The following is a 25,905-nucleotide window of genomic DNA, read 5'->3' on the forward strand; positions in this document are numbered from 1 at the left end:
AATTAAGAAAATTCTTGATTTTAAATTCATCGGCATCAGTGATGAATAAATGGACAATGTTTCGCAAATGATGGTTTTTATTTAGAAAATACTTAAGCATATTAAATTTTTTTGTAAGCGTACTATAACAATTAATTATAAATAAATCTTAATGCCATGAAACAAAGTAAACTTAGAATTGCGATAATGCACTTAGCATTAGCATGCTTCACAGTTGTTCAGGTTAACGCTCAGAAAAAACCTAACATCTTGATATTATGGGGTGATGATATTGGAACTACAAACATCAGTGCCTACAGTGATGGAGTTATGGGATACACAACCCCTAATATTGATCGCTTAGCGAATGAAGGATTGCGTTTTCTTCATTATTATGGAGAGCAGAGCTGTACTGCAGGTCGTGCCGCATTTTTAACAGGACAGCATGGTCTTAGAACTGGATTGACAAAAGTTGGTTTTCCAGGAGCACCAATGGGAATGAGTCAATTAGATCCGTCTATTGGTGGAATTATGAAAAATTTGGGTTATGTGACAGGACAATTTGGTAAAAACCATGTTGGAGATCGTAACGAAAGTTTGCCAACTGTAAATGGTTTTGATGAATTCTTCGGAAACCTGTATCACTTAAATGCTGAAGAAGAACCAGAATTGCCAGATTATCCTAAAGATCCAGAATACTTGAAAAAATTTGGGCCAAGAGGTGTTCTAAAATGCACGGCAACAAATGTTGATGATGCAACAACTGATCCTCGTTTTGGAAGAGTTGGAAAACAAAAAATTGAAGACACAGGAGCACTTACTAAAAAAGAATGGAAACTGTAGATGATGAAACTTCTGCGGCGGCTATCGATTTTATTAAAAGACAAAACGCGGCTGGAAAACCATTTTTCTGCTGGTTCAATGCCACTCGTATGCACCTTCGTACACACGTTAGAGCAGAACATAGGGGAAGATATACGCATGGCGACAGTGAATATATTGATGGTATGATCGAACACGATGAAACTATTGGAAGCATTTTAAAAGTATTAGATGATTTAGGAATTGCTGATAATACGATTGTTGTTTACTCTACGGATAATGGCCCTCACATGAATACATGGCCAGATGCTCGCTATGACACCATATCGTTCAGAAAAAATACAAACTGGGAAGGAGCTTTCCGTGTACCTTGTATCGTTCGTTGGCCAGGACATATTAAACCAGGAACTGTAACTACTGAATTGATGAGCCATAACGACTGGATCCCAACTTTGGCTTCTATCGCGGGAGAGCCTGATCTAACAAATAAACTTTTAAAAGGTTATACCGCAAACGGAAAAACCTATAAAGTACATTTAGATGGTTATGACCAAAGCAAATTTTTAGAAGGAAAAACGCCAAAAAGCGCCAGAGATAAATTCTTCTATACAGATGATGACGGTTTGCTAGTTGGTTTAAGGGAGGGAGATTACAAATATGTTTTTGCAGAACAGCGTCTTGAAGGTACAATGGGAGTTTGGGCAGAACCATTTACTAAACTGCGTTTGCAAAAAATATTCAATTTGTATCAAGATCCTTATGAAAGAGCCGATATAACGTCTAATTCATTTTGGGAATGGCAGTTAAACCACGTACAAATGATGTATGGAGCGATACAAGATGTAGTTGTATTTGCAGAAACATTTAAAGAATATCCTCCAAGATCAATTCCGCCAAGCTTCTCTGCTTATACTATTATGGAAGAAGCGATGAAAGATATTAAAGCAAAACAATATATAGAAAAAAATGTGATGCCTAAATTAAAAGAAGAGGCCGAAGAAACTTCTAAAAAGAAAAAATAAATAGAGATAATTAAAAGGAACAGGACTTTTTACGTCCTGTTTCTTTCACTTAATAAGTATTTGTTATGCATAAAAAAATAGTACTAATACCGATGCTTCTTTTTTTATTTATTTCATGTAAAAAATCAGAAGAAAGCACTGCTGTTAATCCAAAAGATAATACAGCGACTGCAGTTACAAGCGGAGATCCTTTGCCAAGCTGGGATGATGGTGCTTTAAAAAAAGACATTATTGCTTATGTTGAAAAAGTAACTAAAGAAGGAAGTCCAGATTTTATTCCGGAAGAAAGCAGAATTGCCACATTTGATAATGACGGGACACTTTGGGCTGAAAAACCTTATGTACAAGAACTTTTTGCTTTTTATAGAGTAAAAAAATGGTCGAAGCCAATCCGGCTTTGGCACAGAAACAACCTTTTAAAGCAGTTGTAGAAAAAGACAAAACCTATTTTGAAAAGGGCGGCGATAAAGCACTTATCGAATTAGTTGCCGCAACGCATACCGGAATGACAGAAGATGAATTTGAAGCATCGACAAAAGAGTTCTTTTCAGGAGCCCAATATCCAGGGAAAAATGTTCCGCTAAAACAAATCAGATATCAGCCTCAATTGGAGCTTTTGAACTATTTGCGCGCAAATGGTTTCAAAACTTTCATTGTTACCGGTGGAACGATTGAATTGGTGCGCGCTATATCTCAGGATTTTTACGGAATTCCAAAAGATCAGGTTGTTGGAACTTCTTTCAAATATAAATTTGATGATGCCAAAAATACAGTTTTAAGAGAACCTGCTTTAGATCATTTTAATGACAAAGAAGGAAAACCTGTCGGCATACAATTGCACATTGGGCAACGACCAGTTTTTGCTTGCGGAAATGAAGGCGGAGCTGGAGATCTTGCCATGTTAAGATATTCTTCGGGGAGTAAATATCCATCTTTTCAATTAATTGTAAACCATAACGATTCTATAAGAGAATACAATTATCAGGAAAAAGACAATCTTTCATTAAACACTGCCGCAAAATACAAATACCATGTTGTAAGCATGAAGGACGATTGGAAAAAGGTTTTTGCCGATAAATAATTGTGAGTTTCATCAGAAATCAAAGCCTATTTAAATCTTTAAAAGAACTATTATGAACTGCACTAGAATATATTCCGCATCAAAATTTTTATTCAGTATATTTTTAATTCTTTTAAATTTTTCAGCATTCGCTCAAGAAGAAAAAGCAGGAGCTAGTGCGCAGGAACTCGCCGACAAAATGGCAAATCCTGTGGCAAGTTTAATTAGTGTTCCGTTGCAAAATAATCTTACTTACGGAATTGGCGCTTATAATGGGTCAAAATATCAGATCAATATCCAACCTGTTGTTCCATTCAAATTAAGTGAAAATCTGAATTTAATTACTCGTTATATACTTCCTGTTGTAGATCAGCAGGATGTTACAGGAGAAAACACTCATGAGTTTGGTTTGAGCGATGCAACAGTAACTGCTTTTTTTGCTCCTAAAACTAAAGGAATTATCCTTGGAGTTGGTCCTGCATTTTTAGTACCAACCGCTACAGAAAAACTTTTAGGAACAGAAAAATTCGGAATTGGACCCAGCGTTTTGGTTATGCATCAAGGAAAAGGACTTTCTATAGGTTTTTTAGCCAATCAAATTTGGTCTGTTGCAGGAAATGCAGACAGAGCAGATTTCAATCAGTTTTACACTCAAATATTTCTATCACATAGTTATAAAAGTGGCGCAAGTTTAGGTTTTACTTCTGAAATTACTCAAAACTGGCAAGGAAATACAACTCTTATCACAGTTAGCCCAAATGTTGGAGCAATAACAAAATTAGGTGGCCAGACCATGCAATTTGCTGTTATGCCTTTAATACCAATTGTTGGACATTCAAGCATAAGACCAGATTGGGGATTAAGAGCAGTGGTAGCATTTATATTTCCCGGATCTTAAAAATTGTTTTCTGATTTCTTAATTAGAAAAATTTTAGAAAATCGAGATCTTTTTACATTATAAATTATGAATGATGAGTCTAAATATAAAGAAGAAAGCCAATTCGATCGATTAGCATCAAAAGCAGAACGCTACGATACTGGAGCAGCCGATCAGGAAAATTGTGCCTCGTTCTTCACACCAAGAATGGGCACCACCTGAAGATCGTGAAGATCCAGTAGCTATTTTGATTCAAACAAGTATCGGCAGACTTGAAAGTTTATTGCCAATCCGATATCGAAGAATGATTGAATCGCCGTTTGCCTTTTATAGAGGAGCGAGCAGCAATTATGGCGAGCAGATTTAGCAAGTACACCAAATACGGGAATGCATTTACAGCTTTGCGGTGACTGTCATTTAATGAATTTTGGTGGTTTTGCAACTCCAGAACGCAAGTTGGTTTTTGATATTAACGATTTTGATGAAACATTTCAAGGACCCTGGGAATGGGATGTAAAAAGACTGGCAACAAGTTTTGCGATAGCGGGAAAATGGCGAAAGTTTTCTACTAAAGATTGTAAAGCATTCGCTTGGCATGTTGCAGACAGTTATAAAAGACATATGCTGGATTATAGTAAATTATCGGCACTTCAAATCTGGTATGCTGATATTGACTTAACGGAGCTTATTGATCTTGGTAAAGATGAAGAATTGAAAGAATTTCAGCAAAAAAGAATAAAAAAGCGACCGAATCTATTGCTCATGAAAAAGAATTTGCAAAAATGACGTATTTAGATGGAACTCGTGCCAAAATAAAAGATGATCCGCCATTAATTTATCATCCATCTAAAGATGAAGTTAGTTATACAATGCGAGAAGCCAAACAGGTTCACAAAAGATATGTCGAATCATTGCCCGAAGACAAACAAGTTTTGTTAAGCAGATATACCATGCATGACTTTGCCATAAAAGTTGTAGGTGTAGGAAGTGTTGGAACGCTCTGTGGAATCAGTCTATTAATGTCGGCAACGGGAGAACCTATTTTTTTGCAATTTAAAGAAGCACGAAAAAGTGTATTAGAAGCCAATGTAAAAATCAAGGCTAAATATTCACATCAAGGCGAGCGAATTGTAATGGGACAAAAATTAATGCAATCAGCGCCAGATATGTTTTTAGGTTGGACTAATGATGATAAAGGCAAATATTTTTATATCCGTCAGCTTCGTGATGCTAAAATAAAACCAGTTATTGAAATTATGAAAGCCGATAATATGGCCGATTACGCAAAAGCCTGTGGATGGGCTCTTGCACGGGCGCATGCAAGATCTGGTGATCCGTCGCTTTTGTCAGGATATATTGGAAACAATAATGAGTTTGCCAATGCCATTTCTAAATTTTCAATACTATATGCACATCAAAATGAATTGGATTACAATAAAATGGTCGATGCTGTAAAAGAAGGACGTCTGCCAATTTCGGCAGAAGTCTAGTTAGATTAATATAGTTTTTCAAAGAAATAAAAAAATCAAAGCTTCTAGAATGAATCTCTCAAACATCATAAGTAAGATTTTTTGCAATAAACTATGTTAATTAAAGAAAATAATATACCTTTAGGTTAAGTTAAAGCCTTGTTTAATAGTTGTTTGTGTTAAATTAACAGTTATTTTACATTGTTTTAATGCCCCAAAGATTTTTTTGATTTTAATACATTCGAGTTAAACTAATTTAATTATTAATTTAAATACCACAACAATGAATATTAAAAGAACAAATCTTCGCCTAATTCCGTTAGTTTTATTGGGATTATTTTACAGTTGTTCTCCTACTGTAAAAGTCACCACTGATTATGATCACTCAGCCAATTTCAGTCAATACAAAACTTTTGCTGTATATGATTTGAAAGCTCAAGAAGGTCAAGTAAATCAATTAAATGTGGATCGTGTTGCAAAAGCCATTCGTGCTGAAATGACTGCCAAAGGATTTGTCGAATCTTCTGATAATCCAGATTTAAAAGTAAATGCAGTTTCTATATTAAAAAACAAAACTCAAGTTACAGCCGATACTAATTTTTATGGCTATGGCGGAATGTATCGTCCATACGGATATTGGGGCGGTGGCGCTATGATGGGCGGTGGTACCACAACATTTAATTCTTACGATTATGTTGATGGTTCGCTTGTAATCGATATTGTTTCTACTAAAACACAAAAATTAGTTTGGCAAGGAATAGGTAATGCTCAAATTGACAGCAAGCCAGACAATCCAGAAGAATTTATTGCTGGTGCAATTAAGAAAATCTTAGAAGGCTTTCCCCAGGTCTCGCTAAAAAATAACTTATAAATTTATTTCTATAAAAAGCCATAATACTTATCTGGTCGTTTCCAGATAAGTATAGCTTTTATCTGTTATGGTACATTACTTTCTCTTAAAAATAAATTTTAAAAGAAAGGGCAATTATTAATTTTTAAACAAATGATATATGCTGGATATAGTACTCTCTCTTTTCTTTTTTATGGCTACAATGGTTGGCTTTGCAACATCATTTATGGTGTTGTTTTCTAAAAAAATTATTCAAAGAGTTTCTTTTTAGGACTGTTTTTGTTTAGCCTTGCTGTTGTCAGTATATATAATTTTTATTTGTCGGCAAATGTGCTTAATTTTTTCCTGATTTTTTTATGATCACGAAATCTTTCATGTTTTTGGTGGCGCCTTGTGCTTTTTTATATATCCGTAATTTATTGTTTACAGAGGATATTTTTCAAAAATACGATTGGCTTCATTTCGTGCCTTTTCTTGTTTATTTTGGATTGACATTTTGTGTTTGGATTGGGAATTTTGCTCATTTTCCGTTGGCACAAAACATTTCGGACATAATCAAAAGCCCATTTTCAATGTTGAGTTTGTCAATTTGGCTCATTTATGCATTTAGCCAAACGATGATGGTTTTAAATTATGATTTAGAGAAATTCAAAAAAACCATGTAAACAGAATAAAAATTATTAACTGGATCCGAGTTTATAATTTGATGGTATTGTTTATGTTTTCAGCCCTTTTTGTTCATTATTTTTTAGTAAGCAGTGTTTATACCGTTGATTTGTCGTGTTATGTCTTGATTTCATTTGTGCTGATTTTCACAGTGGGTTGGCTTTACTTTAATCCTAATATATTTTATGATTCAAGCACAAATGAGATTAACAATAACTTTGAAATTGTCGAAGAAAAACTATTGCTGATACAAGAAAACGAAGCAAAAAATGTGTTGCCGATCGTAAAAGATTTAACGGTCGAAAAAAACAACAGTACCTGCAACAATTGGAAGAAATTTTTGCATCAAAACAACTTTTCCTTAAAAAAGATTTGGTCATGAGAGATATTGCTGACGAAACAGGTATATCGGTGCATCATCTTTCGAATTTAATTAATTCTGAATTTGGACTTCATTTTCAAGACTATGTAAACTTGAAAAGAATTGAATATTTCAAAGAAAAAATTAACGATCCAGAATGGAAAGATCTTTCTCTTGAAGGAATGGCTTGGGGATCTGGCTTTAAATCGAGAACAACTTGTTTTAGAGCTTTTATTAAGCATACCGGAAAATCACCTTCAGAATATTTTAAAGTTATCAGAATGAATCCAGAGAAAAGCATACAAATTGTTTGAAACACCATTTAAGCTGATGGAATTAGTTTATAGATATAATTTGTCCAAGTCTCATTAATTTAAAATATTAAAACAATGAAAACGAAATTAAATCGGTATAGACAAATCAAAAAATCAGTTATTGTATTTTCAATCTTAATGATGTGTTTTTCAGGAAGTGCACAGCTTAAAGGCGGACACATTCTTGGGTCTTCTGGACTGCAATCTGGAACGCAGGCTCCAGAAAATATGCTGACCGTATATGTACCAGGATATTTTTATGAAGCAGGTTCTTTGCGAAATGCTGATGGAGACAAATCTATCGCAAATCCGGATATTAATATGTTTTTAACTGGTGTAGGTGCAAATTATGTGACTGATTTTAAGATTCTTGGCGCAAATTATGGGGCGACCGTTTTGGTTGCTTTTGCATCAAACACAATTCAAGGAAGTTATGTAGATTCAAAAGTTCTTTTGCTTTTACTGATATGCTTGTACAACCTATTCAATTAGGTTGGCATCATAAAAGAGCCGATTTTGTTTTTAGTTATCAATTGTATCTTCCTACTGGAAAATATGAATTTGGAGGAAGTGACAATAGCGGATTAGGAATGTTTATGAACGAATTTTCAGGAGGAACGACGTTGTTTTTTAATGACAAAAAAACAACTCATTTCTCGATTTTGGTCGCTTATGAAATCAACGGAAAAAAGAAAGATACTAATATAAAAACCGGAGACATTTTAAGTATCGAAGGAGGTTTGGGAAAAACTTTTTATACGATGAATGCCGAGAAAACTGCCCCAACTGGAATATTGAATGCGGGATTAATATATTATCTACAGTATAAAGTATCAAATGATGAAATACCAGCAGGCACGTTGCTTTTGGAACCACATAAAGACAGAGTTGGAGCGTTAGGAGCTGAGGTAAATTATTTTCATATTGGGTGCAAAACCACAGCCGGGCTACGCTGGGTTTCAGAGATTGGAGCTGTTAACAGATTTCAGGGAAATACCTTTTTTGTAACACTTGCGCATGTATTTAGTTTTCAAAAAGAACAACCGAAATAATCAATTTTCTATTTACAGGTAAAACATATTTTGCAATGAAAAAAAGGCTCTTTTTGATCGAATAAGTATTTGGAAAATGAGATTAATTATCCCTGTGTTTCTCTTGTCCTATTCCGGAATGTTTTCGCAGACAACAACAGCAACAACATCACAAACACCTAAAAATATGCGCTTCAAAGATTCTCTTGATGGCGCTATCGATTTGAGTAATTTTCTTATCTACGCAAATGGTTTTCTTGTAGTTCCGGCTATTATATCTGAGCCGGCTTTAGGAGGATTTGGAGGGGCATTAGCGCCTATTTTTCTAAAAAACACGCACCGGTAATAGAAGAAGATGGCAAAAAACGCTTTATAAATCCAGATATAACCGGAGGATTCGGAATGTACACTGCCAATAATAGCTGGATGGCCGGAGGATTTCGTTCGGCAACCTTGATAAAACCAAAAATATTATATCGTGTAGGTGCTCGCATATGGCAATGTAAACCTTTCTTTTTATGCAAATAATCTTCCTACTGGAAATGATCAGGAATTTAAATTGAATTTTAGATCTACGGTTTTTTATACGCAATGGCTGAAACAATTTAAAAATGCAAAATGGAGCGCCGGACCACAATATTTGTTTTTAAATTCTAAAATAAATTTGCCAGACTTTAATCTTCCGCCTCCGTTTGTTAAGCCCGGCGATATTAAAAGTACGGTAAGTCAGTTAGGAGGAGCGCTTCAATTTGACGGTCGCGACAATATATTTACACCAGATAAAGGAATACGCATTCAATCAGATTTCTTTTGGTCAGACAAAGGAATCGGAAGTGATTATAATTCTTGGCGCGTCAATTTATCTGCAATAGGTTATTATCCAATAACAGACAAATTAATAGGTGGGCTCAGGATTGAAGGGGAGCAGGCGTTTGGGAGTCCGCCTTTTTATTTAAGACCCGGAATTAATTTACGAGGAATTCCAACGGCTCGATATCAAGGAAAAACCAGTATTGTAAACGAACTCGAGTTTCGCTGGGATTTGTACCGAAGATGGAGTTTAATGGGATTTGGAGGACTTGCAAGTGCTTTTGATGATTGGGATCAAGCTTTTGCCAAACCTGTTGTTTACAGTTACGGAACAGGTTTTAGATATTTAATTGCCCGAAAATTTAAACTTCGAATGGGAATTGATGTTGCAAAAGGAAATGAAGATTGGGCCTATTATATTGTTTTCGGAAGCAATTGGATGAGGTGAATTTTTTGGTAAAAGTAACAAAGTAACAAAGTAACAAAGTAAATAGTGAAACTCCCGACAATAACTGTCGGGAGTTTGTTTTTTATTTCTTCCAATAAGGTTTGATAATTTTGTTTTCTTTTCGGCTTAAAGCCAATAATACAATTGCTCCTACTGCACAGAATACAATTGCCTGAATAGATCCTTCAGGACCAAATTCTCCTCCGGTAATGAATTCTGGACCTTGTATTTTAGCATTCAATAAACTATTTGTTTTTTCGTTTCCAGATGTTATTGCACCATAGATTCCGGATTGTGTAAAATTCCAAGCAAAATGCAAGGCTATTGGAAACCATAAATTACGGCTATAAATAAAAGTCTGCTCCCAGCATAAAACCTGCCATAGTTATGCATATTGATGAAATCAAAGTACCATTAGGATTTGCCAAATGAAAAACGCCAAATAGTACTGACGATATGATAAGAGAAATATAACTTCCCAGTTTTTCTTCCACAATTCTAAAGATAATTCCACGTACCAATATTTCTTCAATAATGGCAACAGTAAACATAATAGTAAAAGGAATCAGAATGAATGAAATTGGATTAATGTTCACAACACTATAATTTCCGTTTAGGAATATTACTAAAATAGTGAGAGATTGTAAAGTAAAACCAATGAGAGTACCAAGAATAAGATTTTTTGCAATTCCTTTTCCAGAAAATTCTTCGACTGTTCTCTTGTCATATTTTTTAAAGAAAAGAATGTAACTGAAAATGCATAAAGCAGAAACAAAAAGCCCTTTTAAAAGGTTTCGGTAATCTTTTTCAAGCGTCGTAAAGGCAAGTAATTTTACAGCAATTTGTTGACTAATAATAACAACTGCCATAAAAGTAAGCAAGGCAAGAATGATTTTTGTTATAGGAGAATTAAAAGTCTTCTGTTTTAGAGTAAGCGTTTCCATTTGATTGTATTTAATGATTTATGATGAGACAAAAGTATGTGGCATTAAAAACAAAAAATAGAATGAAATTTGCCTCTTTATAATTTTTGAAACTGTTTGGGCAAAAATCCAGTTTGGTTTTTAAAAGTTCTGATAAAATGGCTTTGATCTGCGAAGCCACATTCTAAAGCGATTTCTGTCAAATTGATTTCATGAGATTGTATCAGCGAAAGCGAACGGTTAATTTTGATTCGGCGCATATATTCACCCAAAGTACATCCAAAGTATTTTGGAAAATGTTTTGAAATGGTAATCGGGTTGAGATTTAAAACCTGAGCAAGATCCTTTAAATTCGGGTTTTCATTCCAACAGTCATTCAATAATTCATTGAGACTTTTTACCCAGAACGGACTCTTCTCGAATCGTTCCAAATGCTCATTGGTATTTGACAATTGAGAAAATAACATTTTGACATTATCATTAGTAAAAACATCCGCAGATCGTGTTTCTTTAAAGATTTTCAGAATCAAGAATTTGGCAAGCGAACTGTTTTGAACGGCTTTTTCGATTGTTGCTTCGTTTAGATGAAGTTCTGTCAAGAGATTTTCTTCAATTTCAATATTGATATTTCGAGAAGGGAAAAGCGTATTTTGATTTAAATGAAGTTCGTCGCTGTGATAAAATAATAAAGAACCAGGCCCAACTGTTTCGCTGGAATTTTTTCTTTTTTCTGTTGTGCCACCTTTCAGGAAAAGTGTTATATGTGCATTGTTGTGCGAATGCCAACCTTCATAAACTTTATTTTGATACTCAGTCTCAACAACTGCAATTCCCTGTTGGGTATTGAAGATGTTTTTTGTATTGCCTAAGTAAGTTTCTTTTTCCAGTTCGTACATGTCCGGTTTTGATGTGGCATTTTCAAGAACTAAAATACTACTTATTTGTAAATAATAACTAGTATTTTAAAATTCAGATTTTAAAGAAAATTATCTAATTGCTACATTATCTAATTTAAAAAAAAACAGATTACATTATTTGTAAGGTTTTAATGCATAATAAAAATATTGTATAAAAATTAACGGAAAAATAATAGTTTTTTTAACTGATATTTAATTGATTTGTAACAAAAATAAAATTAGACGACTGATAAGTCAACTTATTTAAATCTTTGATTATGTATAAAAATACAATGAAATCAGTTTTTGTCGCATCTGCATTTTTGATTGGAGTAGGCGGCTGTTTTGCACAAGACATTTTGGTAAATTCATTAAAGTTGAATGCAAGTGATAAAAGTAAAGAGAACTTTAAATTCACTGAAGTAATTAACTTAGGAACAACATCCGTAAAATCTCAAGGATCATCTGGAACTTGCTGGAGTTATTCAACAAACTCATTTTTGGAGTCAGAAATGATTCGTTTAGGAAAACAGCCAGTTGAATTGTCTCAAATTTATTCTGCACGAAATGTATATGTTGAAAAAGGAATCAATTATGTTCGTATGCACGGTGCAATTACGCTTGGCGATGGTGGTGCATTGCACGATGTAATCAATATGTATAAAAAATACGGAACTGTTCCAAGAGAAGTTTACACAGGATTAAACTACGGAACAGACAAAAATAAATTTGCTGAAATGGGAGCTCTTATCGAAGGAGTACTTTCGGCAGTAGTTAAAAACCCAAATGGTGAATTGACGCCAAACTGGCAAAAAGCATACAGCGCAGTTATTGATTCGTATTTAGGAAAAGTGCCAGAAAACTTCAACTACAAAGGGAAAAACTATACACCACAATCTTTTGCTAAAGAAGTCGTGGGAATTAATCCAGATGATTATGTAGAAATGTCATCTTTTACAAATACACCATATTACCAAAAAACAACTATGATGGTGCCAGACAACTGGTCATTAGATCAAGTTTACAATGTAAAAGTAAATGACATGACTGATGTGATCGACAATGCTTTGAAAAAAGGATATACAGTAGCTTGGGCAACTGACGTAAGCGAGAAAAGCTTTAGCTGGAAAAATGGTGTGGCTTATGTTCCAACAAAAAAATTCGATGACATGACAGCTGAAGAAAAAGCAGACATGTTCAACGGACCAAAAGCAGAACCAGAAATTACTCCAGAAATGCGTCAAGCGGCGTTTGATAACTACACAACAACAGACGACCACGGAATGCACATTATTGGTATTGCAAAAGATCAAACTGGAAAAGAATATTATATCGTAAAAAATTCTTGGGGAGAAACTAATGACTACAAAGGTTTCTTGTTTGTAACCAAAAATTTCGTGAAATATAAAACTACAGCATTGTTAGTAAACAAAGGCGGAATTCCTGCTGAAATTGCTAAGAAATTAGGGGTTTAATGGCCTTAGAGTTTTATAGAAAAAAAGCGCCCTAATCTTTGATTGGGGCGCTTTTTTTATTATGCCGAATGTCTATTCTATATAATATCCAAGATTGGATAAACGAAAAGACATTGCTTGTTCACTAACTTTGAAATCTCTTGCTAACTCTCTTATAATTGCCTCACCGCCGACTAAACAATTTTCCAAAGCTTTTACAACTAATTCTTCAGGCATCAAAATAGCCGCCGCAAAAGCATTAGCTTCTCTCTCTTTTAATACTTCGCCTGTTGTGGAAGTATTGTTTCTATACATCACTTTTGGTGTTTTATCAATAAAAAGTGGTTGATTATTTGAGTGCAAGAAATAATGACCTAATTCATGAGCTACAGTAAATCGGTGTCTTTTGGGGTCTTCTAATTTATTATACGAGATAATGACTTTATTGTTTTGTATAGCCAGAAGTCCAGAAATATCACTTTCAAATTCTTTTTTGATAAGTTCTATATTTAAGTTTTTTACTAATTTGAAAATATCAAAACCGGGGTAGTAAAATCCTTCTTCTATTAAAATGGATTTTGCCTTTTCTTCAATATGTCTATAAATCATTAATTTTTATCTTTAAATAAATCGTCTATGTCTTTTTTAGTTTTCTCGTCTAAATCATACATTTCAAAGAATTTTTCTAAAGAACCTTCACTCTTTGTTTGTGCAATTTTATGTTCAATTTCTAGATGAGTTGGTAATATTGTTCTTACATCTGCACCTAATTCGTGGCAAATTCGATAAATTACAGATAGTGGCGGTTTTTGTCTCCCTTGTTCAATATTTGAAATGGAAGTTCTTCCAATCTCAGCTTTTTCACCTAATTCTATTTGATTCATATTAAGAGCTTCTCGTTGAGCTTTTATTCTACTACCGAGAATCTTGTATAATATTGAATTGAAATTTTTCATATTCTAATTTACGATAAAAATATATTAACCACACTAAAAATGTGCAAATAATAACGCAAAGATAAAAATAATATTGTACTTGGCAAGACTTGTTTACGAAGCAAACTATGTTTGTATTACAAACAATTAAAAAAAATACAATTTTATAAACATGTATGGATTTTTTTTTACATTTGTAATATACTTAAAGTATAATGTTGAGTATTGAGAATAAAAAAAGTCAGGGATTAACCTGACTTGTAAAATTTTTTGAAAGTAAAACAGGAGCCTGCTTAGCTTCTAAAGTTATTTTTCTATGTGGAAATTCAAAAGTAACTTCTTCAGAAATATTATACAAGTTTTTTAAGTTAATTTCGATGAAATGCATCTTAGGATAGTGTTTTTTCCCTGTTTGGTATAATTTAAAAATTTAGAATAAGCAATCTATTAGTATTTAAGTGAATTGAAATTCAATTAATTATCGTCGAAATGATAAAGCGGCACAGAATTCTTATTTTAAAAATTTAAAAAACCGTATTAATATGGAAAATAAAGGAGCTGAAGCTCAAAAATTAAAACAACCTCTTGAATTTATAATAGAAGGAGAAAAATTCGAAACATTCGATCAATATAAAACAGGAGCTGAATTAAAACAATTAAAAGGTATTCCTTTAGAAACTGAACTATATCTTTCTGTTGCAAAACCATATGAAGATGAGCTTATAGAAAATGATAAATCTGTAAATCTTGCAAGACCTGATAAGGAATATTTTTTTGTTAAGAAGAAATTGCATTTCACAATTAACAAAGAGCCTTTTGTTTGGTATAAACAGTTTATAAGAGGTATGCAGGTAAGAGAACTTGGGAAAATTAATCCAAATGATGATTTGTATTTGGATTTACCAGAAGGTTATGAAGATGATTTTATAACTGATGATGAAATTATTGATTTGGCAAGACCGGGTAAGGAGAATTTCTTTTCAAAGAAACCAGATACTTTAATTATTATAGTTAACGGAAGGGATAAGTCTTGGGAGAAAAGAACAATAACTTTTGAAGAAGTTGTTGCATTAGCTGGCGGAAATTCGAATGATGGAAATAAAGCTTATACAGTGACCTATGTTAAAGGACCGAAGCAAAATCCAAAAGGAGAAATGGCAAAAGGAGATTATGTGTATGTAACCAATAAAATGATTTTCAATGCTACAGCCACAGATAAATCTTAGTTTAGACTTAAAAAAACTCAGAGATGAGGGGTATGAATTAGAAATTAACGGTGGGTACGTATGTATCCACCACATACCTTATGTAAATGAAAAAAAGAGGTAAAGTTTGGAGTTTTAATTTGTCCTTTAAACCTTGCTTCAGAATTTCAATTGTCGAGACCTCCTGATCATACAATGTTCTTTATGGGAGAGATGCCGTGTCATAAGAATGGGGTGCCAATGAATGAAATTCTTAATAAGAGTCCAAACCAAATATTATGGGAAGGAATTGTGGGGAATCATTATTTTTCGAGTAAACCTTCTAAAGGCTATTATGACGATTACTATGAAAAGTTCACAAAGTATGTTCAGATAATCTCTGTTCCGGCAAAATCATTAGATTCTTCGGTTACAGCAACTACTTTTAAACCTTTTGTTGGTAATCAGACGACAAGTGTTTTTAATTATTTTGATACTAATTCTAGCAGGGCTAATATTATGAAACTAAATGAGAAGTTTAATGGTCAAAAAATAGCTATAATAGGATTAGGAGGGACAGGATCATATATTTTAGATCAAGTTGCTAAGAACCATGTTACGGAAATCCATCTTTTTGATGCTGATGATTTTTCTCAGCATAATGCCTTTCGCTCGCCTGGCGCACCTTCCTTGGATGATCTTAATGACATGAAGAAGAAAGCAATTTATTTTAGTGAGATATATTCGAAAATGCATAAAGGAATTGTTCCGCATGTTGAATATGTCACAAAGGATAATATCCATTTTTTGGAAAAAATGTCATTTGTGTTTATTTGTATTGATAATAACTCTGCTAAAAAGCAAATAATTGAAGAATTGATCAAATTTAAAGTGCCTTTCATTGATGTAGGCCTAGGTGTGGAATTAGTTGATGATAAGTTGATTGGTATTGTTAGGGCAACAACTTGTACGCCTGAAAAAAAGGATCATTTAGAGAAAAGAATTCCTGTGGAAGAATCTTTTCAAAATGAGTACGTCACTAATATACAGATAGCTGACTTAAATGCTCTTAATGCTCTCTTGGCAGTGATAAAATGGAAAAAATTATCTGGTTTTTATCAAGATCTTCTTGAAGAGTGTCATAGTACTTATTCTATAAATGTAGCGGAATTATCTAATGGAGACTATCAAATATAAATTCGTTACATCAATTCCCGATGTTCTGGAAGATTACATGTTGTATATTTCTATGGAGTATGGGACGGCTATCCATAAATGTATTTGTGGTTGCGGTAATGAAGTTGTGACTCCATTTTCGCCTACAGATTGGGATATAAATTATGATGGAGAATCGGTTTCTTTAAATCCTTCAATTGGTAATTGGAGTTTTGAATGTCAATCCCATTATTGGATTATTAGAAATAAAATTATATATTCTTCAAAATGGGATAAAGAGGAAATTACGAATAATAGAGATCAAGATAAGAAGCTTAAGGCTAAGTTTTATGAAAAACAGATTTTTGAAAATGATAATAGAGAAAAAGAATTTGTTTTTAATAATGAATCTGAAAAACTGATTCCTTGGTGGAGTAGATTAAAGAGCTTGTGTAGAAAATTATTTTGATGTTTTGTAAAAATGTAAGTTTCTGGTTTTGTTTGTGACCAAAAAATCTAGTTAAATGTGAAACTGGTTAAAGGCGGAATTCCTGCTGAAATTGCTAAGAAATTAGGGATTTAATTTTGTTCTGATTTTAAAAATATAGAAAGCGCCGCAAGAAATTGTGGCGCTTTTTTTTATATGTTTTTATAGCTTGAAAAGTTTAAAAACCGTATTTAAACGTCTTTTACGGTTGTTTGTGGGTTAAATAAATATAAAAAGCGAACTATAACTACCTTTATACTAGATTCTTATAATTGACAACAACTTAATCCAGTTATCATGAAAAATTATGCAGAAATTTTTGTGACGATTATTTGTGTTGTTCCTTTTAGCTGTTTCGGACAGCTAGCGACCTCAAAAACTCCCGTTGTTGCGGCGGCTGGAAAAGCACAAGTACAAACAGACAAGAAAGCAGATGATCTTGTTATAGAAGCTTACTATGTTGAAGAAACAATTAATATGACTTTTGGAAGAAGAGTCACAAAATACGAAGTTTCAAAACTAGATATGGTTAATACTTATGATCTTGGTCCAAATAACACTAGAACTGTAACTCCAATTTACAGAAAACCCAAATTGAAACAAACTGAAGTGCCACTAATGTCAAAGGTAGTTATTGATATTCCTGACGAAAAGGTAGAGCCAGTGAAAGTAGCTGTAGCACGCCCTTCTGAAGCGCCAAAATATATAGATATTGATATTTCAAAAACATACGCTAAAGTGGTCGATAAAGGCTATAAAAATGCTGATATGATCAAAAAAGTGGCCGACAAATCCTATTTTGAAGACGACATGGAATCGGCGACGAAATATTATGCTGAATTGATTGAAGTAACCAAAAATCTAGATCCAATCTATTATTACCGTTACGCCGAATCATTAAAAGCAATCAATCAGCCAGAAAAAGCAAATGAGATGATGGTTTTATTTGAAAGTAAAAACTTAAACAATAAAGTAGCTAAGCAATAGAAATAAGAATGAAGAAATAACTTTACATTATAGGAAAAAAAGACGATCATTTGATCGTCTTTTTTTAAGCTCCCCCTCTTGGGCTCGAACCAAGGACCCTCTGATTAACAGTCAGATGCTCTAACCAACTGAGCTAAGGAGGAATCACCTTAAAGGTAAATATGTTTGCTAAAAAAGTTGCTCCCCCTCTTGGGCTCGAACCAAGGACCCTCTGATTAACAGTCAGATGCTCTAACCAACTGAGCTAAGGAGGAAAGTGTTGCTCTTTTTAGCGAGTGCAAATATAATTGAATTTTTAGTTTCTCAAAAATATTTTCACTCTTTTTTTGATTTTTTTCTACTTCACAATTGCCTTATAAATATCGTTTCCGTTTGCGAACAAAAGTAGCGCTATAAGTAGTACGAAGCCAACCATTTGGGCGTTTTCAAGGAATTTGTCGCTTGGTTTTTTGCCACTGATAATTTCGTATAATAAAAACATCACATGACCTCCATCAAGAGCAGGAATTGGCAATAAATTCATAACTCCAAGCATAATTGACAATAAAGCAGTGATTGACCAGAAAGCTTCCCAGCTCCAAGAATCTGGAAAAACATTAAAAATTGCCGCAAAACCACCCACTTCTTTATAAGCTTCGGTTTTAGGATTGAATATTTTTTTCAATTGAGTTCCATAATCAATAAGTCCATTAATTCCCATATCGATTCCAATTGGAAATGACTCAAAGAAACCAAATTTTTGACGATTCACTTTATAAAGGCTCAATTTCTCGATATTAGAGTAAGGGATTCTCTGCGGATAAGCTACTCCTGATTTAGATTTATTGTTGAATTTTAAAGTGGTCTGAATAATTTCATTGCCTCTTTTAATTGTAATTGGAACTGTTTTTCCTTCGTGATTTTTAAATCTAGCAACAGCTTCATCTGCATAATTTAAAGGAGCGCCATCAAAATGTGTAATAATATCAGAAGTTTTTAAATTTGTAGCATTCGGAGAATCTTTCTCAAATCCTGAAACTATAAATGGAATTCTCATTTCAACTAAGGAATGTTTTACCCCTGAGTTGCTGATTTTATTAATAATATTGATTGGGAACTTAATTGTTTTTTCTTCCTTGTTTCTTTCAATCGTAACTTCATTAGCCATGTACAAGTTTTTTGCAATATCATCGTAGTGATCCATTTTTTTGCCATTAACAGCAATAATTTTGTCTCCAGTTTGAATACCAGCTTTTTCAATAGCAGGATTAGTTACCCAGATACCATCTTTTAAATCACTATTATTAATATAAGTATCGCCATAAACAAAAGCCATTCCTATATATATAATAAAAGCAAGGATAAAGTTTACTGTAACACCACCAAGCATAATAATCAAACGTTGCCAAGCTGGTTTAGAACGAAATTCCCAAGGCTGAGGTGGCAAGGCCATTTGTTCTTTGTCCATACTTTCGTCGATCATTCCAGAGATTTTTACATAACCACCAAGCGGAAGCCATCCAATTCCGTATTCTGTTTCGCCGATTTTCTTTTTTAATAGAGAATATTTAACATCAAAAAATAAGTAAAATTTTTCGACTCTGGTTTTGAATAATTTAGCAGGGATAAAATGCCCTAATTCATGAAGAATAATAAGTAAAGATAAACTCAATAGAAATTGAGAGAGTTTGATAACTATATCCATTTTATAATTTTAGTTCGTATTTAACGCACAAAAGTAACGTTTTAAAATTTAATTTAAGCCCGCAATATAATACTTAAGGTTTTAAATGTTTGTTAATTAATAAACATTTAGATTTCTCCTTTTATAAGGATGCCTTAACTTTACTTTTTAAACGAGTCGCCGTCTTTAATTGGTAGCCTAAATCCATTAAAAGTTACAATTATGGCTTCACAATTATTTTCTCCATTAACATTAAAAAATATCACACTAAAAAATAGAATTGTCATTTCGCCAATGTGCCAATATTCTGCAGAAGACGGATTTGCAAACGACTGGCATTTGGTTCATTTAGGAAGCCGTGCCAGCGGAGGCGCAGGATTGATTATTCAGGAAGCTACCGCAGTTTCGCCCGAAGCTAGAATTTCGCCTGCTGATGTTGGAATTTGGAAAGACGAGCATATCGAAAAACTGAAACAAATTAATGCCTTTATAGTTTCTCAAAATTCAATTCCAGGAATTCAATTGGCGCATGCCGGACGAAAAGCAAGCGTTTCGGCTCCTTGGCTTGGCAATAAAAAATTGGATTTCGCTCAAGGCGGATGGCAAACCGTTTCAGCAAGTGCGATTCCGTATCACGACGACGAACCTTTTCTTCCTCAAGCTTTAGATAAAAACGGAATCCAGAAAGTGATTTCTGATTTTAAATTGGCTACAAAAAGAGTGGTTGAGGCGGGGTATCAAGTTATAGAAATTCACGCCGCACATGGTTATTTATTGCATCAGTTTTTGTCGCCTTTGACAAATATCAGAACCGATGAATATGGAGGGAGTTTTGAAAATAGAATCCGTTTTACATTAGAAATCGTTGATGCAGTTCAATCAGAATGGCCAAAAAATCTTCCGTTACTTGTTCGAATTTCTGCAACAGATTGGGCAGAAGGCGGATGGAATCCAGAAGAATCGGTACAACTTTCGAAAATACTAAAAGAAAAAGGAGTTGATTTAATTGACGTTTCTTCAGGCGGACTGGTTTCGCATCAAAAAATCGAAATTGGCCCAGGTTACCAAGTTTCTTTCGCAGAAAAAATTAATAAAGAAGCCAATATTTTAACCGGAGCTGTTGGTTTAATTACCGAAGCGAAACAAGCCGAGGCAATTTTGAATAACGGTCAAGCCGACTTAATTTTGTTCGCCAGAGAATCATTAAGAAATCCGAACTTGCCTTTGGATTTTGCCAAAGAATTAGACAGCGATATTCATTGGCCAAAACAATACGAAAGAGCTAAACTTTAAATTTATTAGCCACAGATTTTACAGATTAAACGGATTTTTTTAGTTTTCTCGCCACAAATTTCACGAATTTACGCAAATCGATGCGTTTAAAAACTTAAAATAATTCGTGAAAATTCGCGTAATTCGTGGCAATAGAGAAATCCTTTCTAATCATATTAATCTGTGGCAAAAAAAACAAAACAACATGCAAAAAATAAAAACAGCACTATTATCATACGGAATGTCGGGGAAAGTTTTTCACGCTCCGTTTTTAGATATTCATCCGGGTTTTGAATTATTAGGTTCTTGGGAAAGAACTAAAAAATTAATTCAGGAAGATTATCCATACGTGAAAAGTTATCCCTCAATTGATGATTTATTGGCAGATGATGTCGATTTGGTAATCGTAAACACGCCAGTTGGAACACATTACGAATATGCTAAAAAAGTGCTTTTGTCAGGAAAACATGCCGTTGTCGAAAAAGCCTTTACTACAACTGTAGCTGAAGCAGAAGAACTGACTCAAATTGCAAAAGATAAAGGATTGAAATTAGCCGTTTTTCAGAACAGAAGATGGGACAGCGATTTTAAAACCATTCAAAAAGTAATCAACGACGGAGTTTTGGGCGAATTAGTCGAAGCCGAATTTCATTTTGACAGATACAATCCGTTGTTGAGTCCAAAGGCGCATAAAGAAACCGCAAATGATGGAGCCGGAGTTTTAAAAGATTTAGGTCCACATATTATCGATCAGGCAATTTGTTTGTTTGGTTCGCCGAAATCAGTTTTTGGAGATATTCGTTTTACAAGACAAAATTCGTTGGTCGATGATTGGTTTGATTTGTTGTTGATTTACGAAAATTTCAGAGTGCGATTGAAAGCTGGTTTTTTTGTAAGAGAAGCCAATCCGGCTTATACGATTCATGGAAAAAAAGGTTCTTTTTTAAAACAAAGAGGGGACGTTCAGGAAGACGAATTGAAAATCGGAATAAAACCAAACTTAGAATCTTGGGGAACAGAACCGGAAGAATTTCAAGGTTTGCTTCATACCGAAATTGACGGAAAAGTAATTCGTGAAAAAGTCCCAACATTACAAGGGAATTATTTCTCATTTTTTGACGGCGTTTATAATTCGATTATAAACGATACAACAGAACCAGTTACAGGTCAAGACGGCGTAAAAGTGATGCAGATTATTGAAGCCGCAATAGCAAGTAATGCGCGGCGAACGGTGATTAATTTGTAGAATAAATTTTACCCTCATTTTTGTCATCCTGAGGAACGAAGGATCACACAAGTAGCTCCACACAGAAACTCTCCAATCGTTGTCGAGTTTCGAGTGTGATCCTTCGTTCCTCAGGATGACAAAAATGTGGGTAAAATGGGTTTTTTATAAACAATAACGTTGTAAATAAAGGAACAATTTGAACCTTGAACGAAATACACAGCTTTTTTGTACTTTTATAGTATAATCCCAAAAACGCATCGATTTTGATCAATTTCAACCCATTAGAACTCTTTCAAACAAAAGGTAAAATCAAGAAAGTTTTTAGAGAAGCAAAAGCTTCTTATTTAAACCGAATTCGTTTTGCTGTCGGAATGTTTTATTTCGGAATGGGATTAAGTTTTGCAACCTGGGCGAGCCGAATTCCAGATATCAAAACCGCTTTGCATTTATCCGAAGGCGATTTGGGTTCGATACTTTTTGCTCTGCCAATGGGACAATTGATCATCATGCCTTTTTCGGGAAAAATGGTCACAAAATTTGGAAGTCACCGTATTTTGATTTTCTCCTTAATAATGTACGTTTTGTGTTTGATCAATTTAGGTCTGGCAACGACGGCACTTCAATTATCGTTGGGATTGTTTTTGTTTGGTTTATTTGGAAATTTGGCCAATATCGCAGTAAACACTCAAGGCGTTTATACCGAAGTACTTTTTAGAAAAACCATCATGTCTTCGTTTCACGGTATGTGGAGTTTTGCAGGTTTCACAGGAGCTCTGATTGGTCTAGGAATGTTGGCCCTAAAATTATCTCCGTCAGCATCATTTTTTAATTGTGGGCGGTATTGTGTTTTTAATGATAGGGTTTAACTTTAATTTTTTGGTTAAAGCCAAAGAAAAAATTAAGCATAAGGATAAAGGCGAGAAGAAAAAGTTATTTGTAAAACCAGACAGCACATTAATTTGGCTTGGCGTAATAGGATTTTGCAGTATGGCGAGCGAAGGTGTAATGTTTGACTGGAGCGGTGTTTATTTTAAAGACATTGTAAAAGCGCCAGGATGGTTGGCAATTTTAGGATATACCTCGTTTATGATTATGATGGCCAGCGGAAGATTTCTTGGCGACGGATTAATCAATAAGTTCGGACGTGAACGCGTGATGCAGATTAGTGGCGTCATGATTTCTGCCGGACTATTTACAGCAGTCTTTCTTCCTTATTTACTTCCGTGTACGATTGCTTTTATGGCAGTTGGTCTAGGCGTTGCGACTATAGTTCCAACCGTTTACAGTTTGGCAGGAAAAAACCCAACAGTACCTCCAGGTGAGGCTTTGACCATTGTTTCGAGTATCAGTTTCTTAGGATTTTTAATGGGACCTCCAGTTATTGGTCATATTGCCGAGAATTTTGGACTTCAATTCTCTTTTGCTTTTATCGGAATATTTGGAGTTCTGATCGCTTTTATGGTTTCTAAAATTAGAACTTCGGCTTAAAAAAGTGGAGCTAAAAAAACAAAAAATAGCAAATCTACTTAATTAATTTTAAATTTCAATCAAAACATTAGTAAGAAAAAAGCTATATTTCGAAATGTTTTATTTACATTTGAATTTCATGATTTAAGAAATTAAATCAATTAACTTTTTCAAAAACCAATTTTATCTTTTGAATAGGATGAATATCCAAAAACCATTTTCAGAAATAAATTGGAATTTTAATGATAAAAAAATACTTCGTTTTTTTACTTCTATGCTCTTTTAGTTTTGTTTTTGCTCAAGAAACAGTTTTTAGAGGAATTGTTGTTGATGCTAGAACTCAGAATCCCATTCAGAATGTTGTGGTGTCGATTCAAAATAGTTCCATAACAAAACTTACTTCAAAAACAGGCCAATTTGAACTACATTCTTCTATAAATGGAGAACAATTGTCGCTTATTCATAGTCAAGGTTTCAAGGATTTGCTTCTTAAAATTCAATCTAAATTTGGACATATCGTCTATCTCGGAACGCTTCAATTAGAAGATTTATATACTGATGAAACTCCGGCAACATTAATTACGCTTTTAGATTCTGATTTGTCTGATGACAGCAGTTCGTCTGAAATGACTTCAGGACTTTTGCAGTCTTCTAAAGATGCTTTTCTGCAGGCTTCTGCATTTAATTGGGGTCAAGCCCGATTTAAAGTTCGTGGTTTAGACAGTGAAAACGGAACCATGATGCTCAACGGCATGACAATGAATAAAATCTACGATGGACGCCCGCAGTGGAATAATTGGGGAGGTTTGAATAATGTACTTCGCAATCAGGAATTTTCAGTTGGTGGCGCCATTTCAAATTACACTTTTGGAGGCGTTTTGGGAACGCGACAAATTGCCACGCGAGCTTCTTTATATAGGAAAGGAACACAGCTTACTTTTTCTGGAAGCAATTCAGCCTATACTTGGCGCGCCATTGGAACTTATGCTTCAGGAATGAATGCTTCGGGGTGGGCGTATGCCATTTCTGCAGGAAAAAGATATGCGGGAGAAGGTTATTTTGAAGGAACAAATTTTAATGCCGATTCCTTTTTTATAAGTGTTGAGAAGAAATTAAACAGCAGACAATCACTTAATTTTACTGGGTTTTACACGCCAAATTCCCGCGGAAAAAATTCCCCAAATACGGATGAAGTAATCGGTATAATGGGTGAAAAATACAATTCATATTGGGGATTTCAGAGTGGAGAAAAACGAAATGCAAAGGTGAAAAATATTGAAGAACCGCTCTTGATGCTAAATCATTATTTTAAGATTGATGAGAAGACCAATCTAAATTCTGGAATAATGTATCAATTTGGAAAAGTTGGAAACAGCAATATCGATTATCAAAATGCGAATAGTCCGGATCCTGTTTATTATCGAAAAATGCCAAGTTATTTTAGTTCGCTTTATGCTAAAGATCAAGGAGAATTTTCAGGAGAATTTACTCCCGATTATGAAAATGCTGAAAAAAGCAAAACAGCGTTTCTAGAAAATTCCCAAATTGATTGGGACGCCATGTATTTGGCGAATCAAAAACCAAGTCAAAATGGCTATGAACCCAAGCAAAGTCATTATGTTCTTTATGAAGACAGAACTGATGATAAAACTTTTGCATTTAATTCAACTTTAAATTCTCAGATAAATTCAAATCTTTTTTTTGATGGAGGAATTGTTTATCGGAGTTTGAAATCACACAATTTTCAGTATTTATTGGATCTTCTCGGAGGAGAATATTTTGTTGATATTGATCTGTTTTACAAAGGAAATTTATCTCAGTCCGATTTACTTCATCCAGATCGACAAGTAAAAGAAGGGGATATTTATGGTTATAATTATAATTTTTTGGCCAATACAATCGATGCTTTTACGCAGTTTAAATTTTTCTATAATAAAACAGAATTCTATCTGGGACAATCGTATTCAATTTCTAATTATCAGCGTGAAGGATTATATCAAAACGGAATTTACGCCAATAATTCTTTAGGAAAAAGCGACAAAGTAACTTTTGAGAATTTTGGTTTCAAAGGCGGATTCACTTATAAAATTTCGGGCAGACAATGGTTTATTGTGAATGCTGAACATCTTACCAGAGCGCCATCTTTGCGAAATACATTTTCAAATTCACGCTTAAATAATAACATTGTAAAAGGAATTGAAAATGAAAATGTCACCAGCGCCGAAGCAAATTATGTCTATCGCTCACCAAAACTCAAATTGCGTTTTACGGCTTATTATACTTTGATAAAAAACACTTCTAAAACTTCTTTTTCTACGCCGAAGGAATATTTGATAAGGGAGCCGGTTACGATCCAACAGATGCTTTCGTCAGCCAGACTTTAACAAAATTAGACAAGAAAAATACCGGAGTAGAGCTAAGTTTTGAATACCAGATTTCTTCCACTTTAAAAACAACTTTCTCTGTCGCTTACGGAAATTTTATTTACAGCGAGCAATCCTAATGTTTCGATTGTAAATGATGCAAATGCTGAAAAAGATGGAAC

26 protein-coding genes, 2 tRNA genes and 3 pseudogenes are annotated in these 25,905 nt (G+C 34.0%); 23 read left to right on the forward strand and 8 right to left on the reverse strand.

The window, feature by feature from the left end:
- The first annotated feature begins 156 nt into the window (after nucleotides 1–156).
- From ACQ9BO_RS03310 to ACQ9BO_RS03375, 14 genes and pseudogenes are all read left to right on the forward strand, one after another.
- Complete coding sequence (locus tag ACQ9BO_RS03310) at nucleotides 157–822, forward strand: sulfatase-like hydrolase/transferase (protein WP_431243617.1); 666 nt, start codon at nucleotides 157–159, stop codon at nucleotides 820–822.
- Nucleotides 810–1,823, forward strand: coding sequence for a sulfatase-like hydrolase/transferase (locus ACQ9BO_RS03315; protein WP_431243618.1), 1,014 nt, complete (start codon nucleotides 810–812; stop codon nucleotides 1,821–1,823). The genes ACQ9BO_RS03310 and ACQ9BO_RS03315 overlap by 13 nt, the downstream gene beginning before the upstream one ends.
- A 92-nt stretch (nucleotides 1,824–1,915) precedes the next feature.
- Nucleotides 1,916–2,254, forward strand: coding sequence for a hypothetical protein (locus tag ACQ9BO_RS03320; RefSeq protein WP_431243619.1), 339 nt, complete (start codon nucleotides 1,916–1,918; stop codon nucleotides 2,252–2,254).
- Nucleotides 2,200–2,904, forward strand: coding sequence for an HAD family hydrolase (locus tag ACQ9BO_RS03325; protein ID WP_431243620.1), 705 nt, complete (start codon nucleotides 2,200–2,202; stop codon nucleotides 2,902–2,904). The genes ACQ9BO_RS03320 and ACQ9BO_RS03325 overlap by 55 nt, the downstream gene beginning before the upstream one ends.
- A gap of 52 nt (nucleotides 2,905–2,956) precedes the next feature.
- Nucleotides 2,957–3,781: a hypothetical protein gene (locus ACQ9BO_RS03330; protein WP_431243621.1), complete on the forward strand. Its 825-nt coding sequence runs from the start codon at nucleotides 2,957–2,959 to the stop codon at nucleotides 3,779–3,781.
- A 163-nt stretch (nucleotides 3,782–3,944) separates the two neighbouring features.
- A complete protein-coding gene (locus ACQ9BO_RS03335) occupies nucleotides 3,945–4,127 on the forward strand; it encodes a DUF2252 family protein (RefSeq protein ID WP_431243622.1) in 183 nt (60 codons plus the stop codon).
- Between the two features lie 20 nt (nucleotides 4,128–4,147).
- Nucleotides 4,148–5,250: pseudogene (locus tag ACQ9BO_RS03340) on the forward strand (DUF2252 domain-containing protein).
- A gap of 262 nt (nucleotides 5,251–5,512) precedes the next feature.
- Entirely contained in the window at nucleotides 5,513–6,100 is a 588-nt protein-coding gene (locus ACQ9BO_RS03345) for a DUF4136 domain-containing protein (RefSeq protein ID WP_431243623.1), read from the forward strand.
- A 335-nt stretch (nucleotides 6,101–6,435) separates the two neighbouring features.
- The gene (locus ACQ9BO_RS03350) at nucleotides 6,436–6,744 is read left to right on the forward strand and encodes a hypothetical protein (protein WP_431243624.1); all 309 of its coding nucleotides are present in this window, start codon (nucleotides 6,436–6,438) and stop codon (nucleotides 6,742–6,744) included.
- 379 nt (nucleotides 6,745–7,123) lie between these two features.
- Nucleotides 7,124–7,420 carry a helix-turn-helix domain-containing protein gene (locus tag ACQ9BO_RS03355; protein ID WP_431243625.1) on the forward strand — a complete coding sequence of 99 codons (297 nt, stop codon included), beginning with the start codon at nucleotides 7,124–7,126 and terminating at the stop codon, nucleotides 7,418–7,420.
- Nucleotides 7,421–7,495: 75 nt separating this feature from the next.
- Nucleotides 7,496–7,912: a hypothetical protein gene (locus ACQ9BO_RS03360; protein ID WP_431243626.1), complete on the forward strand. Its 417-nt coding sequence runs from the start codon at nucleotides 7,496–7,498 to the stop codon at nucleotides 7,910–7,912.
- The gene (locus ACQ9BO_RS03365) at nucleotides 7,888–8,472 is read left to right on the forward strand and encodes a SphA family protein (RefSeq protein ID WP_431243627.1); all 585 of its coding nucleotides are present in this window, start codon (nucleotides 7,888–7,890) and stop codon (nucleotides 8,470–8,472) included. Before ACQ9BO_RS03360 ends, ACQ9BO_RS03365 begins: the two co-directional genes overlap by 25 nt.
- Before the next feature lie 76 nt (nucleotides 8,473–8,548).
- Nucleotides 8,549–8,797 (forward strand): hypothetical protein, encoded by a 249-nt coding sequence (locus ACQ9BO_RS03370; protein WP_431243628.1) that lies wholly within the window; start codon nucleotides 8,549–8,551, stop codon nucleotides 8,795–8,797.
- Between the two features lie 138 nt (nucleotides 8,798–8,935).
- A complete protein-coding gene (locus ACQ9BO_RS03375) occupies nucleotides 8,936–9,709 on the forward strand; it encodes a BamA/TamA family outer membrane protein (RefSeq protein ID WP_431243629.1) in 774 nt (257 codons plus the stop codon).
- An 82-nt stretch (nucleotides 9,710–9,791) separates the two neighbouring features.
- On the opposite strand, the gene ACQ9BO_RS03380 is transcribed toward ACQ9BO_RS03375, so the two are convergent.
- From ACQ9BO_RS03380 to ACQ9BO_RS03390, 3 genes are all read right to left on the reverse strand, one after another.
- On the reverse strand, nucleotides 9,792–10,028 hold the full coding sequence (locus tag ACQ9BO_RS03380; RefSeq protein ID WP_431243630.1) for a hypothetical protein: 237 nt from the start codon (nucleotides 10,026–10,028) through the stop codon (nucleotides 9,792–9,794).
- A gap of 25 nt (nucleotides 10,029–10,053) precedes the next feature.
- A complete protein-coding gene (locus ACQ9BO_RS03385) occupies nucleotides 10,054–10,653 on the reverse strand; it encodes a lysostaphin resistance A-like protein (RefSeq protein ID WP_431243631.1) in 600 nt (199 codons plus the stop codon).
- Between the two features lie 77 nt (nucleotides 10,654–10,730).
- Nucleotides 10,731–11,528, reverse strand: coding sequence for a helix-turn-helix transcriptional regulator (locus ACQ9BO_RS03390; RefSeq protein WP_431243632.1), 798 nt, complete (start codon nucleotides 11,526–11,528; stop codon nucleotides 10,731–10,733).
- A gap of 278 nt (nucleotides 11,529–11,806) precedes the next feature.
- Between ACQ9BO_RS03390 and ACQ9BO_RS03395 the strand changes: the two genes are divergently transcribed.
- Nucleotides 11,807–13,003 (forward strand): aminopeptidase C, encoded by a 1,197-nt coding sequence (locus ACQ9BO_RS03395; protein WP_431243633.1) that lies wholly within the window; start codon nucleotides 11,807–11,809, stop codon nucleotides 13,001–13,003.
- A 72-nt stretch (nucleotides 13,004–13,075) separates the two neighbouring features.
- Here ACQ9BO_RS03395 and ACQ9BO_RS03400 read toward each other — a convergent pair whose 3' ends face one another.
- Together ACQ9BO_RS03400 and ACQ9BO_RS03405 are read right to left on the reverse strand one after the other, a co-directional pair.
- A complete protein-coding gene (locus tag ACQ9BO_RS03400; RefSeq protein ID WP_431243634.1) occupies nucleotides 13,076–13,591 on the reverse strand; it encodes an ImmA/IrrE family metallo-endopeptidase in 516 nt (171 codons plus the stop codon).
- Nucleotides 13,591–13,938, reverse strand: coding sequence for a helix-turn-helix domain-containing protein (locus tag ACQ9BO_RS03405; RefSeq protein ID WP_431243635.1), 348 nt, complete (start codon nucleotides 13,936–13,938; stop codon nucleotides 13,591–13,593). Before ACQ9BO_RS03405 ends, ACQ9BO_RS03400 begins: the two co-directional genes overlap by 1 nt.
- Before the next feature lie 521 nt (nucleotides 13,939–14,459).
- Between ACQ9BO_RS03405 and ACQ9BO_RS03410 the strand changes: the two genes are divergently transcribed.
- From ACQ9BO_RS03410 to ACQ9BO_RS03425, 4 genes and pseudogenes are all read left to right on the forward strand, one after another.
- A complete protein-coding gene (locus ACQ9BO_RS03410) occupies nucleotides 14,460–15,143 on the forward strand; it encodes a multiubiquitin domain-containing protein (protein WP_431243636.1) in 684 nt (227 codons plus the stop codon).
- Nucleotides 15,118–16,298, forward strand: a pseudogene (locus ACQ9BO_RS03415) (ThiF family adenylyltransferase). Before ACQ9BO_RS03410 ends, ACQ9BO_RS03415 begins: the two are co-directional and overlap by 26 nt.
- A complete protein-coding gene (locus ACQ9BO_RS03420; protein WP_431243637.1) occupies nucleotides 16,279–16,725 on the forward strand; it encodes a DUF6527 family protein in 447 nt (148 codons plus the stop codon). The pseudogene ACQ9BO_RS03415 and the gene ACQ9BO_RS03420 overlap by 20 nt, the downstream one beginning before the upstream one ends.
- A 315-nt stretch (nucleotides 16,726–17,040) precedes the next feature.
- Nucleotides 17,041–17,730, forward strand: coding sequence for a hypothetical protein (locus ACQ9BO_RS03425; RefSeq protein ID WP_431243638.1), 690 nt, complete (start codon nucleotides 17,041–17,043; stop codon nucleotides 17,728–17,730).
- Between the two features lie 69 nt (nucleotides 17,731–17,799).
- On the opposite strand, the gene ACQ9BO_RS03430 is transcribed toward ACQ9BO_RS03425, so the two are convergent.
- From ACQ9BO_RS03430 to rseP, 3 genes are all read right to left on the reverse strand, one after another.
- A tRNA-Asn gene (locus ACQ9BO_RS03430) sits at nucleotides 17,800–17,873 on the reverse strand.
- A 37-nt stretch (nucleotides 17,874–17,910) separates the two neighbouring features.
- A tRNA-Asn gene (locus ACQ9BO_RS03435) sits at nucleotides 17,911–17,984 on the reverse strand.
- Nucleotides 17,985–18,067: 83 nt separating this feature from the next.
- Entirely contained in the window at nucleotides 18,068–19,414 is a 1,347-nt protein-coding gene (gene rseP, locus ACQ9BO_RS03440) for an RIP metalloprotease RseP (RefSeq protein WP_431243639.1), read from the reverse strand.
- A gap of 201 nt (nucleotides 19,415–19,615) precedes the next feature.
- Here rseP and ACQ9BO_RS03445 point away from each other — a divergent pair, with 201 nt between their 5' ends.
- From ACQ9BO_RS03445 to ACQ9BO_RS03460, 4 genes and pseudogenes are all read left to right on the forward strand, one after another.
- Nucleotides 19,616–20,686, forward strand: coding sequence for an NADH:flavin oxidoreductase/NADH oxidase (locus ACQ9BO_RS03445; RefSeq protein ID WP_431243640.1), 1,071 nt, complete (start codon nucleotides 19,616–19,618; stop codon nucleotides 20,684–20,686).
- A gap of 184 nt (nucleotides 20,687–20,870) precedes the next feature.
- Nucleotides 20,871–21,911, forward strand: a complete 1,041-nt coding sequence (locus ACQ9BO_RS03450; protein WP_431243641.1) for a Gfo/Idh/MocA family oxidoreductase — start codon at nucleotides 20,871–20,873, stop codon at nucleotides 21,909–21,911.
- A 245-nt stretch (nucleotides 21,912–22,156) separates the two neighbouring features.
- Nucleotides 22,157–23,381, forward strand: a pseudogene (locus tag ACQ9BO_RS03455) (MFS transporter).
- A gap of 221 nt (nucleotides 23,382–23,602) precedes the next feature.
- On the forward strand, nucleotides 23,603–25,744 hold the full coding sequence (locus ACQ9BO_RS03460; RefSeq protein ID WP_431243642.1) for a TonB-dependent receptor: 2,142 nt from the start codon (nucleotides 23,603–23,605) through the stop codon (nucleotides 25,742–25,744).
- Nucleotides 25,745–25,905: the final 161 nt, after the last annotated feature.

It is taken from the genome of Flavobacterium sp. P21 (assembly GCF_050632225.1).
Taxonomy (GTDB): domain Bacteria; phylum Bacteroidota; class Bacteroidia; order Flavobacteriales; family Flavobacteriaceae; genus Flavobacterium.

Bases quoted from the DNA above. Each gene is read 5' to 3' on its own strand.
- ACQ9BO_RS03405 (WP_431243635.1), bottom strand. From the start codon at position 13,938: ATGAAAAATTTCAATTCAATATTATACAAGATTCTCGGTAGTAGAATA.
- ACQ9BO_RS03330 (WP_431243621.1), top strand. From the start codon at position 2,957: ATGAACTGCACTAGAATATATTCCGCATCAAAATTTTTATTCAGTATA.
- ACQ9BO_RS03345 (WP_431243623.1), top strand. From the start codon at position 5,513: ATGAATATTAAAAGAACAAATCTTCGCCTAATTCCGTTAGTTTTATTG.
- ACQ9BO_RS03460 (WP_431243642.1), top strand. From the start codon at position 23,603: ATGATAAAAAAATACTTCGTTTTTTTACTTCTATGCTCTTTTAGTTTT.
- ACQ9BO_RS03395 (WP_431243633.1), top strand. From the start codon at position 11,807: ATGTATAAAAATACAATGAAATCAGTTTTTGTCGCATCTGCATTTTTG.
- ACQ9BO_RS03420 (WP_431243637.1), top strand. From the start codon at position 16,279: ATGGAGACTATCAAATATAAATTCGTTACATCAATTCCCGATGTTCTG.
- ACQ9BO_RS03320 (WP_431243619.1), top strand. From the start codon at position 1,916: ATGCTTCTTTTTTTATTTATTTCATGTAAAAAATCAGAAGAAAGCACT.
- ACQ9BO_RS03410 (WP_431243636.1), top strand. From the start codon at position 14,460: ATGGAAAATAAAGGAGCTGAAGCTCAAAAATTAAAACAACCTCTTGAA.
- ACQ9BO_RS03385 (WP_431243631.1), bottom strand. From the start codon at position 10,653: ATGGAAACGCTTACTCTAAAACAGAAGACTTTTAATTCTCCTATAACA.
- ACQ9BO_RS03445 (WP_431243640.1), top strand. From the start codon at position 19,616: ATGGCTTCACAATTATTTTCTCCATTAACATTAAAAAATATCACACTA.
- ACQ9BO_RS03355 (WP_431243625.1), top strand. From the start codon at position 7,124: ATGAGAGATATTGCTGACGAAACAGGTATATCGGTGCATCATCTTTCG.
- ACQ9BO_RS03315 (WP_431243618.1), top strand. From the start codon at position 810: ATGGAAACTGTAGATGATGAAACTTCTGCGGCGGCTATCGATTTTATT.
- ACQ9BO_RS03365 (WP_431243627.1), top strand. From the start codon at position 7,888: ATGCTTGTACAACCTATTCAATTAGGTTGGCATCATAAAAGAGCCGAT.
- ACQ9BO_RS03325 (WP_431243620.1), top strand. From the start codon at position 2,200: ATGGTCGAAGCCAATCCGGCTTTGGCACAGAAACAACCTTTTAAAGCA.
- ACQ9BO_RS03425 (WP_431243638.1), top strand. From the start codon at position 17,041: ATGAAAAATTATGCAGAAATTTTTGTGACGATTATTTGTGTTGTTCCT.
- ACQ9BO_RS03360 (WP_431243626.1), top strand. From the start codon at position 7,496: ATGAAAACGAAATTAAATCGGTATAGACAAATCAAAAAATCAGTTATT.
- ACQ9BO_RS03400 (WP_431243634.1), bottom strand. From the start codon at position 13,591: ATGATTTATAGACATATTGAAGAAAAGGCAAAATCCATTTTAATAGAA.
- rseP (WP_431243639.1), bottom strand. From the start codon at position 19,414: ATGGATATAGTTATCAAACTCTCTCAATTTCTATTGAGTTTATCTTTA.
- ACQ9BO_RS03450 (WP_431243641.1), top strand. From the start codon at position 20,871: ATGCAAAAAATAAAAACAGCACTATTATCATACGGAATGTCGGGGAAA.
- ACQ9BO_RS03350 (WP_431243624.1), top strand. From the start codon at position 6,436: ATGATCACGAAATCTTTCATGTTTTTGGTGGCGCCTTGTGCTTTTTTA.
- ACQ9BO_RS03390 (WP_431243632.1), bottom strand. From the start codon at position 11,528: ATGTACGAACTGGAAAAAGAAACTTACTTAGGCAATACAAAAAACATC.
- ACQ9BO_RS03310 (WP_431243617.1), top strand. From the start codon at position 157: ATGAAACAAAGTAAACTTAGAATTGCGATAATGCACTTAGCATTAGCA.
- ACQ9BO_RS03370 (WP_431243628.1), top strand. From the start codon at position 8,549: ATGAGATTAATTATCCCTGTGTTTCTCTTGTCCTATTCCGGAATGTTT.